General features: G+C 70.5%; 12 protein-coding genes and 1 riboswitch. Of the genes, 6 read left to right on the top strand and 6 right to left on the bottom strand.

Annotated elements, in window-relative coordinates; genetic code table 11:
* Positions 1 to 48 precede the first annotated feature (48 nt).
* The 4 genes from N5D30_RS12640 to cptA all read right to left on the bottom strand — a co-directional run bounded on the left by N5D30_RS12640 (position 49) and on the right by cptA (position 5,550).
* The gene (locus N5D30_RS12640; RefSeq protein ID WP_279909271.1) at positions 49 to 1,002 is read right to left on the bottom strand and encodes a FecR family protein; all 954 of its coding nucleotides are present in this window, start codon (positions 1,000 to 1,002) and stop codon (positions 49 to 51) included.
* The gene (locus N5D30_RS12645; RefSeq protein WP_220812325.1) at positions 999 to 1,505 is read right to left on the bottom strand and encodes a sigma-70 family RNA polymerase sigma factor; all 507 of its coding nucleotides are present in this window, start codon (positions 1,503 to 1,505) and stop codon (positions 999 to 1,001) included. The genes N5D30_RS12640 and N5D30_RS12645 overlap by 4 nt, the downstream gene beginning before the upstream one ends.
* A gap of 159 nt (positions 1,506 to 1,664) precedes the next feature.
* Positions 1,665 to 3,599 (bottom strand): autotransporter domain-containing SGNH/GDSL hydrolase family protein, encoded by a 1,935-nt coding sequence (locus N5D30_RS12650; RefSeq protein ID WP_279909272.1) that lies wholly within the window; start codon positions 3,597 to 3,599, stop codon positions 1,665 to 1,667.
* 169 nt (positions 3,600 to 3,768) lie between these two features.
* Complete coding sequence (gene cptA / locus N5D30_RS12655; RefSeq protein WP_279909273.1) at positions 3,769 to 5,550, bottom strand: phosphoethanolamine transferase CptA; 1,782 nt, start codon at positions 5,548 to 5,550, stop codon at positions 3,769 to 3,771.
* A 171-nt stretch (positions 5,551 to 5,721) separates the two neighbouring features.
* On the opposite strand from cptA, the gene N5D30_RS12660 reads away from it, so the two are divergent.
* The 6 genes from N5D30_RS12660 (at position 5,722) to N5D30_RS12685 (ending at position 11,958) form a co-directional block, all read left to right on the top strand.
* Positions 5,722 to 6,717, top strand: a complete 996-nt coding sequence (locus N5D30_RS12660; protein WP_279909274.1) for a metalloregulator ArsR/SmtB family transcription factor — start codon at positions 5,722 to 5,724, stop codon at positions 6,715 to 6,717.
* 13 nt (positions 6,718 to 6,730) lie between these two features.
* Positions 6,731 to 7,921 carry a methionine adenosyltransferase gene (metK, locus tag N5D30_RS12665; RefSeq protein WP_279909275.1) on the top strand — a complete coding sequence of 397 codons (1,191 nt, stop codon included), beginning with the start codon at positions 6,731 to 6,733 and terminating at the stop codon, positions 7,919 to 7,921.
* A 293-nt stretch (positions 7,922 to 8,214) separates the two neighbouring features.
* Complete coding sequence (locus N5D30_RS12670; RefSeq protein ID WP_279909277.1) at positions 8,215 to 8,604, top strand: DUF1090 domain-containing protein; 390 nt, start codon at positions 8,215 to 8,217, stop codon at positions 8,602 to 8,604.
* 72 nt (positions 8,605 to 8,676) lie between these two features.
* The gene (gene ligB / locus N5D30_RS12675; protein WP_279909278.1) at positions 8,677 to 10,338 is read left to right on the top strand and encodes an NAD-dependent DNA ligase LigB; all 1,662 of its coding nucleotides are present in this window, start codon (positions 8,677 to 8,679) and stop codon (positions 10,336 to 10,338) included.
* Positions 10,339 to 10,517: 179 nt separating this feature from the next.
* Entirely contained in the window at positions 10,518 to 11,324 is an 807-nt protein-coding gene (locus N5D30_RS12680) for an AraC family transcriptional regulator (RefSeq protein WP_279909279.1), read from the top strand.
* A 76-nt stretch (positions 11,325 to 11,400) separates the two neighbouring features.
* On the top strand, positions 11,401 to 11,958 hold the full coding sequence (locus tag N5D30_RS12685) for a YbhB/YbcL family Raf kinase inhibitor-like protein (RefSeq protein WP_279909280.1): 558 nt from the start codon (positions 11,401 to 11,403) through the stop codon (positions 11,956 to 11,958).
* Here N5D30_RS12685 and N5D30_RS12690 read toward each other — a convergent pair.
* Together N5D30_RS12690 and N5D30_RS12695 are read right to left on the bottom strand one after the other, a co-directional pair.
* Positions 11,952 to 12,401, bottom strand: a complete 450-nt coding sequence (locus tag N5D30_RS12690; protein ID WP_279909281.1) for a cytochrome c — start codon at positions 12,399 to 12,401, stop codon at positions 11,952 to 11,954. The two genes, N5D30_RS12685 and N5D30_RS12690, sit on opposite strands and share 7 nt — an antisense overlap.
* Positions 12,402 to 12,463: 62 nt before the next feature.
* Positions 12,464 to 12,868, bottom strand: a complete 405-nt coding sequence (locus N5D30_RS12695; RefSeq protein WP_279901710.1) for a hotdog domain-containing protein — start codon at positions 12,866 to 12,868, stop codon at positions 12,464 to 12,466.
* A gap of 214 nt (positions 12,869 to 13,082) precedes the next feature.
* Positions 13,083 to 13,211, top strand: a riboswitch (S-adenosyl-L-homocysteine riboswitch).
* The last annotated feature ends 8 nt before the right edge of the window (positions 13,212 to 13,219 follow it).

Here is a 13,219-nt window from a genome sequence, read left to right on the forward strand (position 1 = left end):
CGCGGACAAGTCCGCTCCTACAGGGGTTGTGCTCACCGGCAACGGTTTTCATCCGACCACCGGCTCCAGGCTGATCCAGTAGCGGGTCAGGCGCCGTACGCGCAGCGCGTAGGTCGCCTCCAGCATGCCCAGGGAACGGTCGATGTCGCGCACCGGGAAGGCCCCGGAGATGGCCAGGCCGGCCAGTTCCGGCGCGCAGCGCAGCACGCCGCGGCGGTAGCGCGACAGCTCGACGACAAAGTCGCCGAGGGGCATGCGGTCGGCCATCAGCATGCCCCGGGACCAGGCCACCGCGCTGGCGTCGGCGGGCGCCAGCGGGCCGACCGTGCGGGCATCGAACAAGCCCTGGCGGCCGGCGTCGACGCGCACCGCCGCGCCATCGCGCGGCACCACCCGCACCGAACCTTCGAGCACCACCAGACGCGCCTGGGCGCCGCGCTCGTGCAGGCTGAAGCGCGCCGCCCGGGCCAGCAGGGTGCCGGCGCCGACCTCGACGCCGAACGGCCGCGCCTCGTCGCGCACATTCAGCAGCAGTTCGCCCTGGAGCAGGCGCAGGCGCCGGCGCTCGGCGTCGAAACGCAGGTCGACGGCGCTGTCGGTGTTCAGGGTCAGCCGGCTGCCGTCGGGCAGTTCGCTCTCGCGCTGCTCGCCGACGGCCGTGCTCCGGTCTGCCAGCCAGGGGCGCCAGGGCGCCTGCGAGCAGGCGGCCCAGGCCAGCGGCGCGGCGCCGATCAGCATCGCCAATTGCTTCAGGGCGCGCCGCCGCGCCGGGTTGCCCTCGCGGGCCAGGGCGGGCACCGCCAGTTCCGGCGGCAGGCTGCCCAGGCGCGCCATCAGCCGTTCGGCGCGCTCCCAGGCCAGGGCATGCTCGCGGCTGAGCTGGCGCCAGCGGGCACAGGCCTGCCGGTCCGCCTCGCTCTGCTGGCCGCAGTGCAGTTGCACCAGCCAGGCGGCGGCCTCGTCGAGGATGGCCGGGGCGATGGGCGCCTCGCCGCGGCTCATGCCATCAGTTCCAGGCACTGGCGGAAGGCCTGCTGCATGTAGCGCTTGATCGAGCCGAGGGAAACCCCCAGCTCAGCAGCGATGGCCTCGTATTTCATGCCTTCGAGCTGGGACAGCAGGAACGCCCGGCGCACCCCTTCGGGCAGGCCGTCGAGCATGGCGTCGATCTCGTGCAGGGTCTCCAGCACCAGCAGGCGCCGTTCCGGCGGCGGCGCCAGTTCCTCGGGCAGTGCGGCCAGGGCGTCCAGGTAGGCGCGCTCCAGGGACTGGCGCTGGTACCAGTTGACCAGCAGGCCCCTGGCCACGGTGGTCAGGTAGGCGCGCGGCTCGCGCGCCTCCAAAACCCGGCGCGAGGCGAGCAGGCGGGCGAAGGTGTCCTGGGCCAGATCGGCGGCGTTGTCGGCACAGCCCAGACGGCGACGCAGCCAGCCGTACAGCCAACCGTGATGGTCACGGTAGAGGTGCTGCACGGCTTCGTGCAGGGAACTGTCGACAGCGGACATGAACGCACTCCGGGCTGGAGCCCCAGGCGCCAGCATTCATATGAGAATGCTTCTCATGCTATCCGTGTGATGCGCCTCTCACAAGTGGCAGCGGTGCTGCGCGGCGCACCCTACCGATGCCACGCAGACACCGTAGGGTGCGCCGCGCGCACCACCCCGCTACCAGTCCAGCGACAGGCTCAGCCCGACGCCATGCAGCGCGTCGCCCCCGGCCTTGCGGTAGTCGTAGCCCAGGCGCAGGGCCAGGTCGGGCGCCAGGTGCTGGCGCAGGCCGAGGGCGGCGCGGGTCTGGTGTTCCTCCCGTTCCGCCGCGGCGAGGGTGAAGCCCACGCCGGGCACGCTGTTCAGGCGCATGTCCACGTCGCCCCGGTCGTCCTCGAACTCCTTCTCGTGGACCACCTCGGCGAACAGCTCGGCATCCTCGGCCAGCCGGTAGTGGGCCTGCAGGCCGACGCCCAGGCGCCGCGAGTCGCGCGTCTGGTCGCCGAAGCCCAGCGCGGTGGAGCTGGCGCCCGACTCGCGATAGCCGTCCACCTCGATACGCGCCAGGTCCGCGCCGAGGTAGGGGCTGAGCCGCAGGCGCGCGCCGGCCTGCAGCTCGACGCCCAGGCGGCCGCCGAGGGCCAGCACCTGGCCGTCGGTGTCGCCGCGCTCGGTGCGGGTGGTGGCGCCGAGGGCGAAGCGCCGTTCCAGGTCGCGGTAGTCGAGGTGGCCGGCGCTCAGTACCGCGTCACCCCAGAGCAGGCCGTCGCGGTACTGGGCGAAGGCGCTGGCCAGGTAGCTGCGCAGGCCGTAGTCGGAGTCCCGCGGGCCGAGCCGCAGGTCCTGTTCCTGCACATCCAGCGCGGCGCCCAGCCGCCAGCGCTCGGCCAGGCGATAGCTGCCGCCCAGGCTCAGGCCCTTGCCGCGCAGGTCGCCGTCGGCGCGGGTGGCGGCGCCGTCCAGTTCGGCGCGGCGCGTGCTGCCGTCGACGAAGCCGCGCCAGCGCCCAACCGCCTGCCAGGCGCCGTGGTCGCCCAGCCACTGCTGGCGCAGGCGCTCCTGGCTGCCGCGCAGGGCGGACTCGCCAGCCTCGGGCAGCAGGCCGATCTCCCAGGGTGCGGCCAGGATCGAGTAGCCCTGGTCGGCGAGAATCCGCTGCATGGCGGTGGTCGGGTGCACGTAGTCGGCGTAGATCAGCCGCTCCGGGTCGGGCGTGGCGGAACCCAGGCCGTGGACCAGATTGACCCCGGCGCCGCAGCCGGCGAAGCAGGTGCCGAGCAGGTTCTGCGTCGGGTCGAAGCCGAAGGCGGCGGGGTCGGCCAGCACCTCGCGGTACAGCAGCGGCACGTTGAGCGGGATGACTTCCGCGCGCACGGCGCCGAGCTGCGCCGCCAGTTCGGCATTGAACGCCTGGGCCAGGGGCACCTGGGCCGCGTTGACCGCGCCGCCGGTGACCGGGCTGGCCACGTCGACCAGCAGCGGCACCATGAAATAGCGCCCGCCGGCGGCCTGCAGGACGCGCACACCTTCGGCCAGGCGCCCGGCGGCGGCCCGCGCGCTGGCGTCGTCGACGATCAGCCCCTGGAGGAAGTCGTTGCCGCCGCCGTTGAGGTAGAACAGGGTGTCCGGGTCGATGCCCAGGCCATTCTCGCGCAGGTGCACCAGGTAGCCGTCGCGCTGGCGGATCAGCGGGTCGCTGTAGTTCAGCCCGGCGCGCACCTGGGAGCCGCCGATGCCGGTGAGCGGGTCGAACACGCTGGTGATGGATTCGAGGATCTGCTCGGTGCGGTAGCCGCCGACCGCCCAGTTGTCGCCGTCGGCCTGGCCGTTCAGGGCGCGCACGACGTTGGTCGAGGCGATCTGCGGGGCCAGGCCCAGGCGCTGGTTGATCAGCATCGGCGAGGTGTGGCCGTAGGCCTCGCCGAGGGCGAAGTCGGGGCCCACGCGGTTGGTGTGGCGCACCGGGTTGCCGGGCGCGCCGCTCTCGGGGCGCTGGCCGGCGTCGCTCAGGCTGTCGCCGAACACCACCATGCCGCTGTAGGCGGCGGCGTGGGCCGAGGCGGCGCCCGCCAGCAGGCAGGCGGTCGCCAGCGGAGTCAGTAGTCGCTTCATGATCCATGTCCCTCGTTCTTGTCGTTATGGGCAAGCGGCGAGGGACTGTAGGGGAGCGGCGCGGGGAAACGCACGATCGCTCCGTGCAATTCCCTACTAAGTCGGAGGCGCCGGACGACGGATTACTCCGGCGGCGCGGCGTTCGCTCCTAGGGGCGATGACGCCGCGGCTAGAGCGGCTGCGCGCCGCCCTTGCGCGGCTCCTGCTGGGCCAGTTCGCTGTCGACGGCGGTCTTCGGCTTGATCAGGCTGAAGTCGATCAGGTTCTGCGGTTGCTGGGGGTCGCCGATCAGCAGCGGGCGCGGCGTGAAGTCGGCGCTGACCAGGCTGCGGCTGCGGTCGCGCTCGGCGAAGTCGAGGCCGGCGAGGTCGGCCCAGGTGTGGATCAGGCTGGAGCTGCTGAACGGCCGCGCCAGCGCCTGGCTGAAATCGCGCGGCTGGCGGGCCTGCCACTTCGGCGAATTCCACAGGATGAACGGGATGGTGTACATCGGCCCGGTCGGCGCCGCCTCGTTTCGCCCCAGCACCTCGGCCCGCGGCGCGTCGAACACCGCCTCGCCATGGTCGGAGAGGTACAGCAGGAAGCCGTCGGGATCGGTGGCGGAGAAGCGCTCGATCAGGTTGGAGACGACGAAGTCGTTATACAGCACCGCGTTGTCGTAGGCGTTGTAGGTCGGCAGCTGATCGTCGGTGACGTGCGCCGGCGCGCCGCTGCGGTCGGTGAAGCGCTCGTACTCGGGCGGGTAGCGGTACTGGTAGCTCATGTGGGTGCCGAGCAGGTGGACCACGATGAACTTGCGCGGCGCATCCTCGGCCAGCACCTTGGCGAACGGCGCGAACACGTCGCCGTCGTACTGGCGGGCGTTCTGCTCGCGGTTGTTGTTCAGGTAGAACTGCTCGTCCGCCTGCTTGGAGAAGGTGGTGAGCATGGTGTTGCGCTTGGTGATGGTCTGCTGGTTGGTGATCCAGTAGGTCTTGTAGCCGGCCTGCTTCATCACGCTGACCAGCGACGGGGTTTCCAGGTAGGCGTCGGGGTTCTCCTGATCGGCGAAGGTCAGCACCTGCTGCAGCGCCTCGATGGTGTAGGGGCGCGGGGTGACCACGCCGGTGAACACCTGCAACTGGTCGCGCAGCCTGTCCAGCTCCGGGGTGGTCTGGCGGCCGTAGCCGTAGAGGCTCATGCGCTGGCGGTTGGTCGATTCGCCGATCACCAGCACCAGGGTCGCCGGCTTGCCGGCATGGGCGTCGGCCAGGCCGGTCAGCGGCGCGATGCGCTGGCGGCCCTCCAGCAGCGCCTGCATGCTGGCCAGCTGGGCGCTGTACTGGCGGAAGCCGACCACCAGTTGCCAGGGCGTCGCCGGCTCGATGCGCTCCTCGAAGTTCTCCAGCGCTATCCGCGGGTCGTCGTGCTTGCTGAACTGGCGCAGGGCCGGGTAGCCGAGCGAGGAGAACAGCAGGAACAGCGAGGCCAGCAGCGCCACCGGCCGCGACAGGTACACCGGCCGCACCTTGCGCCACAGCAGCCAGGCGCCCAGGCCGTAGGCGAGGAAGGCCGGCACCATCCACCAGGCGAAATACTGCGCCAGGTACTCACTGCCTTCGCTGACGTTCGACTCGAACAGGATGAAGATGACGCTCTGCGAGAACTCCTGGCCATAGATCAGGAAGTAGCCGAAGCCGGCCAACGAGCAGAGCCATAGCGGCACGCCGATCAGCGCCGCCAGCAGCCTGGCGCGGGCGGGGAACAGCAGCAGCGGCACCAGCCACAGCAGGCTCAGCACCAGCGACTGGCGCAGGCCGGCGAAGCCAGCGCTGTCGCTGGCGTAGATCAGGATCTGGGTGACACCCGAGAAATACCAGAAGAACAGGAAGGCCCAGCCCAGGCCGGCCCAGTCGATGCCGGCCCCATCCGCGGCGCCGCGGGAGGCGTCGGCGCGTTGCGCGTTTGTCATTACAGCCCCAGAGCGAAGCGGGAAGTCCCCTTGTGGCCCGGCAATCTGCCCGGGCGGGCGTGAAAACTTCGTCAAATGCCGCCCCGGCGGAGCGGAGCCGCCGAGTCAATATCAAAACTTTTTGATATTGCGGTTGCTGTGTGAAAAGTGACCGACTAGACTGCCGGCCCCATGAACATGCGCGTTCCCCAGCTCCGTTTCGAGCCAGCCGACGACCTGGCCGCCCTGTGCAAGGCCGGCGGCGATCCGCTGCGCCTGAACGTGCTGCGCGCGCTGAGCAACGACTCCTTCGGCGTGCTGGAGCTGGCACAGATTTTCGCCATCGGCCAGTCAGGCATGAGCCACCACCTCAAGGTGCTGGCGCAGGCCGGCCTGGTGGCGACCCGCCGCGAGGGCAACGCGATCTTCTATCGCCGCGCCCTGCAGCGCAGCGAGCTGCCTGGCGCCAACCTGCACGGCGCGCTGCTGCAGGCGGTGGACGAACTGCAGCTGCCGGACGAGGTGCTGGCGCGCATCGCCGCCGTGCACGCCCAGCGCGCCGCGGCCAGTCGCGACTACTTCGCCCGCACGGCGGACAAGTTCCAGGCCCGCCAGGACCTGATCGCCGGCCTGCCGCAGTACCGCGACAGCCTGCTGGCCCTGCTCGACGCCCTGGGCTTTACCCGCGAGGCGACGGCGTTGGAAGTCGGCCCCGGCGACGGCGGCTTTCTTCCGGAGCTGGCCCGCCGCTTCGACCGGGTGACCGCGCTGGACAACAGCGAGGCGATGCTGGAGCTGGCGCGCCAGCACTGCCAGAAGGAACGACTGGACAACGTCGAGCTGCAGCTCGCCGATGCCCTGCACGACGACATCGGCGCCGCCGACTGCGTGGTGGTGAACATGGTGCTGCACCATTTCGCCGCCCCGGCCGAGGCGCTGAAGAGGCTGGCCCGCCTGGTGAAACCGCGCGGCAGCCTGCTGATCACCGAGCTGTGCAGCCACGACCAGAGCTGGGCCAGGACGGCCTGCGGCGACCTCTGGCTCGGCTTCGATCAGGATGATCTGGCCCACTGGGCCGATGCCGCGGGGCTCACGCCCGGCGAGAGCCTCTATGTGGGCCTCAAGAACGGCTTTCAGATTCAGGTACGGCACTTCGCCAAGCCGGATGCGAAGCAAACCCAGGAATGAATAGGATCTTGAAATGAGCGAATACTCCCTGTTTACCTCCGAGTCCGTGTCCGAGGGCCATCCGGACAAGATCGCCGACCAGATTTCCGATGCCGTCCTCGACGCCATCATCGCCCAGGACAAGCACGCCCGCGTGGCCGTGGAGACCCTGGTCAAGACCGGCGTCGCCATCATCGCCGGCGAAGTCACCACCAGCGCCTGGGTCGACCTGGAGCAGATCGTCCGCGACGTGATCTGCGACATCGGCTACACCAGCTCCGACGTCGGCTTCGACGGCGCCACCTGCGGCGTGATGAACATCATTGGCAAGCAGTCCCCGGACATCAACCAGGGCGTCGACCGCGCCAAGCCGGAAGACCAGGGCGCCGGCGACCAGGGCCTGATGTTCGGCTACGCCAGCAACGAGACCGACGTGCTGATGCCGGCGCCGATCCGCTTCTCCCACGCCCTGGTCGAGCGCCAGGCCGAGGCCCGCAAGTCCGGCCTGCTGCCGTGGCTGCGCCCGGACGCCAAGAGCCAGGTCACCTGCCGCTACGAAGGTGGCAAGGTGGTCGGCATCGACGCCGTGGTGCTGTCCACCCAGCACAACCCGGAAGTCTCGCTGGCCGACCTGCGCGAAGGCGTGATGGAGCTGATCATCAAGCACGCCCTGCCGGCCGAACTGCTGCACAAGGACACCCAGTTCCACATCAACCCGACCGGCAACTTCGTGATCGGCGGCCCGGTGGGCGACTGCGGCCTGACCGGCCGCAAGATCATCGTCGACAGCTACGGCGGCATGGCCCGCCACGGCGGTGGCGCCTTCTCCGGCAAGGACCCGTCCAAGGTCGACCGTTCGGCCGCCTACGCCGGCCGCTACGTGGCCAAGAACATCGTCGCCGCCGGCCTGGCCGACAAGTGCGAGATCCAGGTCTCCTACGCCATCGGCGTGGCCCAGCCGACCTCCATCTCGGTCAACACCTTCGGCACCCACAAGATCGCCGAGGACAAGATCATCAAGCTGGTGCGCGAAGTGTTCGACCTGCGCCCGTACGCCATCACCAAGATGCTCGACCTGCTCCACCCGATGTACCAGGAAACCGCGGCTTACGGCCACTTCGGCCGCACTCCGCAGCAGAAGACCGTCGGCGACGACAGCTTCACCACCTTCACCTGGGAGCAGACCGACAAGGTCGACGCCCTGCGCGCCGCGGCCGGCCTGTAAGGCCTGCGTCGCAGCAAAAAAGCCCCGCCTTGGCGGGGCTTTTTTGTTGGCTACGGCACCATGAAAAGCTGTGGGACTAGCGCTGCCGTAGGGTGCGCCGCGCGCCGGTCGTAGCCCGGATGAAATCCGGGAGCATTGGTCTGGCGCTTGGGTTTCCAGTCGATTGCCGAGTGTTCCTATACATCTGGTTTCGCCCTACAGGGCCAGTCGACACACGCCTGCCCCGTGCCATGCTGCAACCATTCCCCTTCCCGAAGGGTCGACTCATCCGACACCCGAACGAGGAACATGCCATGACTCACACGCCCCTGCTGTCCGCCCTCCTCCTGGCCGGCTGCGCCGCCCTCGCCCTGCCCGCCGGCGCGGCCGAAGCCACCGGTTGCGCCGCCAAGCGCGAGCGCCTGGAGGCACAGCTCGAAGAGGCCAAGTCGCAGGGCAACCGCGACCGCCAGGCCGGGCTGGAGAAGGCCCTGGGCAAGGTCGTCGACCACTGCGACGACGCCAGCCTGCACAAGACCCGCGAGGAAAAGGTGCTGGAGGCCGAACACGAAGTGCGCACCCGCGAGGCGGAACTGGAGAAAGCGCTGAAGAAAGGCGACCCGGCCAAGATCGACAAGCGCAAGACCAAGCTGGCCGAGGCGCGCGAGGAACTGCGCCAGGCCCAGGAAGCGCTGCAGCGCTGACGGCGCTTTTGTGCAATCCGCCGGCGAGTGGCTACGCTGGCGTCAGTCCCCCATGGAGCAAGGATGCTCGCCATGCCAAGACGGATCGCCCCGCTGTTCGCCCTGTTCGCCTGCGCGGCCAACGCCGCCCCCTGCCCCGACTGGCCCGCCGCCCGGGCCGCCGGGGAGATCTCCGCCCTGGAACGGCGCATCGCCGAATGGGACCACGCCTACCACGTCGATGGCCGCGCCCTGGTCGCGGACGAACTCTACGACCAGAGCCGCGAGCTGCTCGGCCAGTGGCGGGCCTGCTTCCCAGCGCACGATGCCGCGCCCGGCGACCCGCTGCGGGGCGCCGGCGGACCGGTCCTCCATCCAGTGGCGCAGACCGGCCTGGCCAAGCTGCGCGACGAGGCGGCGGTGAAAACCTGGATGGCCGGCCGCGACGACCTGTGGGTGCAGCCCAAGGTCGATGGCGTGGCCGTCACCCTGCTCTACCGCGACGGTCGCCTGCAGCAGGCGATCAGCCGTGGCGACGGCCGCAGCGGCCAGGACTGGACCACGCAGGTGCGCGCGCTCGAAGCCGTTCCCGCACGGTTATCGCGCCGCCAGGAAACGATCCTGCAAGGCGAGCTGTACTGGCGCGCCACCGGCCACATCCAGGCGCGCGACGGCGGCAACGGCCTGCGCGGCAAGGCGGCCGGGGCCATGGCCCGCCACGAGGCGAACGCGACGGAGACGAAGCGGATCGGCCTGTTCGTCTGGGACTGGCCCAACGGGCCAGCGACCATGGCCGAGCGCCTGCGGGGCCTGCGCGAAATGGGTTTCGCCGACAGCGCGGAACTGACGCAGCCGGTACGAACGCCCGAGGAAGCCGGGCAATGGCGCGAGCGCTGGTACCGCGCCGAGCTGCCGTTCGCCAGCGACGGCGTGGTGCTGCGCCAGGGAGATCGGCCCGCCGGCGCAGGCTGGATCGCCCAACCGCCGGGCTGGGCAGCCGCCTGGAAATACCCGGCGCGCCAGGCCCTGGCGGAAGTGCGCGCCGTGCAGTTCCAGATCGGCCGCACGGGGCGCATCACTCCGCTGCTGCGCCTGCGGCCGGTCGAGCTGGACGGGCGCCGGGTGAGCCGCGTCGGCCTCGGCTCGCTGCAGCGCTGGCAGGCCCTGGACATCCGCCCCGGCGACCAGGTGGCCGTCACCCTCGCCGGCCTGACCATTCCCCAGGTCGGCGACGTCGTCTGGCGCAGCGAGCAGCGCTTCGCCCTGGCCGTGCCCGATCCGGCGGCCCACCACCCGCTCAGTTGCTGGCGACCGACGCCCGGCTGCGAGGGCCAGTTCGCCGCCCGCCAGCAGTGGCTGAGCGGCAGGCGCGGCCTGGCGCTGCCCGGCGTCGGCGCGGGCACCTGGGAAAAGCTGCGCCTGCGGGGGCTGCTGGACTGGCTGGAACTGCGGGAAGACGAACTGGCGCAGCGCCCGGGCCTGGGCAGTCGCAGTGCCGCGGCCCTGCACCGCAGCTTCGCCGGCGCGCGGCAGCGGCCGTTCCAGCAATGGCTGGGCGCCCTGGGGCTGCCGCCCAGCGGCTCGGCGCCGCTGCAGGGCGACTGGGACACCCTGGCCGCCCGCGACGCCACGGACTGGGATGCCTACGGCGGCATCGGTGCGACCCGCGCCAGGCAGCTAGTCGAATTCTTCCGCCACGAAGAAGTGCTGCGTCTGCGCGAGCAGTTGCGCCAGGCCGACGTTGCAGGCTTCTAACCCGCCGTAGGGTGCGCCGTGCGCACCACCTGGGTAATCGCTCCAACTCCCGGTGCGCACGGCGCACCCTACCGGCGTCGCACCAATCGTGCCCAGTCCCGCTTCCGGCGTGCGCCATGCCCGGCGGTTGACAGGCCTCGCCCCGGCGTTTCCACTGCAGCCTGATTCGCGAGGCCGCCATGCACCCACTGCCCCTGCTCTCCTTCCACAGCTACGCCGAACAGCGGCTCAACCGCACGCCGATCCTGTCGCCCCTGCTGGTGACCGTGGTCGAAGGCGAGAAATGGCTGCGCATCGGCGAGCAGGAGTGGCGCTGCCCCGCCGGCTCCTGGCTGGCCCTGGCCGGCGAGCAGCGGGTGCAGCTGATCAATCGCCCCGGCACGCACGGCAGCTATCAGGCCTGGGCCCTGGGTCAGCAGGAGGGCTGGCAGCAGCGCCTGCACGAGCTGTTCGGCGCCCAGCTGGCCGGCCGCGACCGCAACGCGCCGGCCCAGGTCTTCGCACCGTCGGAAGACGCCCGCGCGGCGTTCGCCCGGCTGCTCGAACTGCTGCCGCTGGCTGAGCGCGGCGGACTGCAGGCGGCCCAGGCCGAGCATGCCTGGCAGGGATTGATGCTGGCCCTGGCCGAGGCCGGCCAGGGCGGCGTGCTGCTCAACCGGCGCAGATACCCGGTGCGCGAACGCCTCCTCAACCTGCTACGCAGCGACCTCAGCCACGACTGGCAGGCCGACGCGGTCGCGGCGCGCCTGGCCATGAGCCCGGCGACCCTGCGGCGCAAGCTGGCCGGCGAAGGCATCTCCTTCCGCCGCCTGCTCCAGGACGCCCGCATGGAGCACGCGCTCGGCCTGGTCAACGCCTCGCAACGGCCCCTCGGCGAGATCGCCGCCGCCTGCGGCTACCAGTCGCCATCGCGCTTCGCCGCAGCCTTCCAGCGCCAGTTCGGCTGCGCCCCCAGCAGCCTGCGACAGATGAGCGGAACGGGCTAGTCGTTGCGCGCCCGGGGCGCGCGGCGGCAAGCATGGGGCGGCATAGTGGGGACCATCCATCACAAGGAGGTCCTCCATGAAGATTTCACGTCACGCCCTGCCCCTGTTCGGCCTGCTGCTCGCCAGCGGCGCCCAGGCCTTCGAGCTGAGCAGCCCGGACATCGCCGACGGCCAGCCCCTGACCCGCGCCCAGGAGTTCCAGGGCTTCGGCTGCAACGGCGACAACCGCGCCCCGGCCCTGAACTGGAAGGACGCCCCGAGCGGTACCCAGAGCTTCGCCGTCACGGTCTACGATCCGGACGCGCCGACCGGCTCGGGCTGGTGGCACTGGGTGCTGTTCAACCTCCCGGCGGACAGCCAGGGCCTGCCCGCCATGGCCGGCCAGCTGGGCGGAGCGGCGCTGCCCGAAGGCGCCGTGCAGAGCCTGACCGACTATGGCCAGCCGGGTTTCGGCGGCGCCTGCCCGCCGCTGGGGGACAAGCCGCACCGCTACATCTTCACCGTGCACGCGCTGAAGGTGCCGCGCCTGGAGCTGGACGAGCGCGCCATGCCGGCGCTGGTCGGCTACATGCTCAACGCCAACGGCCTGGGTCGCGCCAGCCTCACCGCCACCTACGGGCGGCCGGCTCAGTAGATCCGGAACTCCTCGTGGCAGGCCTTGCAGGCCGCCTCGACCTTGTCGACCGGGGCGACCAGCGCCTCTGCCTGCAGCGGCCTGGCCTGGGCGGCGGTGCGCAGTTCGGCGGTGGCCGCCTCCAGTTCGCGGGCCATCTGCTGGAAACGCTCATGGCGCTGCCATACCTCGTCGCGGGCCTGGCTGTGGTCGGCGGAATCCTGCGCCTGGGGGAAGTGCTGCCAGGGCTGGCGCGACAGCTCGTCGAGGCGGGTGGCGCCTTCGGCGAAGCGCTTTTCGTTGAAACTCAGGCGCCCACGCAGCATGCCGCCCAGGTCTTCGCTGGTGCGCAGCATGTCCTTGAACAGGGCCTGGCGCTTGCCCAGGGGCGAATCGGGATCGACCCGGTCGCAGGCGGCGAGCAGGGTACAGGCGAGCAGGGCCAGGAAAATTTTCGACTTCATCGTGACGGCTGGGTGGGAACGGAGGTCGACAGTATTGCCACTCTCCGCCCCGCGGCCAAGGGTTAGGATGCCGCAGCCGCCTCCGGGAAACGGTCGCGGATGTAGCTGATCTGGGTCTTGCCGTGCGGTGCCGGCAGCCCCTCCGCGTCCAGGTTGACGAACACCAGGCGGTCGATGGTCAGGATGCTCTTGCGGGTGATCTTGTTGCGCACTTCGCAGCGCAGGGTCAGGGACGTACGGCCGAACTCGGTGGCGGTGATGCCCAGTTCGATGATGTCGCCCTGGCGCGCCGAGCTGACGAAGTTGATCTCGGAGATCAGCTTGGTCACCACCCGCTGGCTGTCGAGCTGGATGATGGCGTAGATCGCCGCCTCCTCGTCGATCCACTTCAGCAGGCTGCCGCCGAACAGGCTGCCGTTGGGGTTGAGGTCTTCGGGTTTCACCCATTTGCGTGTGTGGAATTTCATCGCCACTCCTGTCTTGTCGGTCAGTTTCTGCCGCCATCATGGCCGAGCGGGACGGCGGTTGTCCCGGCAATGTTTTCAATGACGGCGATAGCCTGGCCGGCACGGAGGCGCCCCGATTGCCCGCGTCGCGACGGAAGACCTTGGGCTGCGCCGCGCGGCTGGCTATAATCGCCCGGCTTCACACGGCCGGCTCCGCTCCGGCCGTGCCCGCCTCCCGTCCGAGGGGCGCTGCAGCAGGCCGCAAGACCCGTTTCGAAACCGGCGCCCGCCCGCTTCGAACCCGGCTCCCGCCTGTCAGGCTCGGACGGGGCGTTACCCAACGCATCAACGGCGCCCATTCGCACACAACGA

This window comes from Pseudomonas sp. GD03875 (genome assembly GCF_029840585.1).
Taxonomy (GTDB): Bacteria; Pseudomonadota; Gammaproteobacteria; order Pseudomonadales; family Pseudomonadaceae; genus Aquipseudomonas; species Aquipseudomonas paralcaligenes.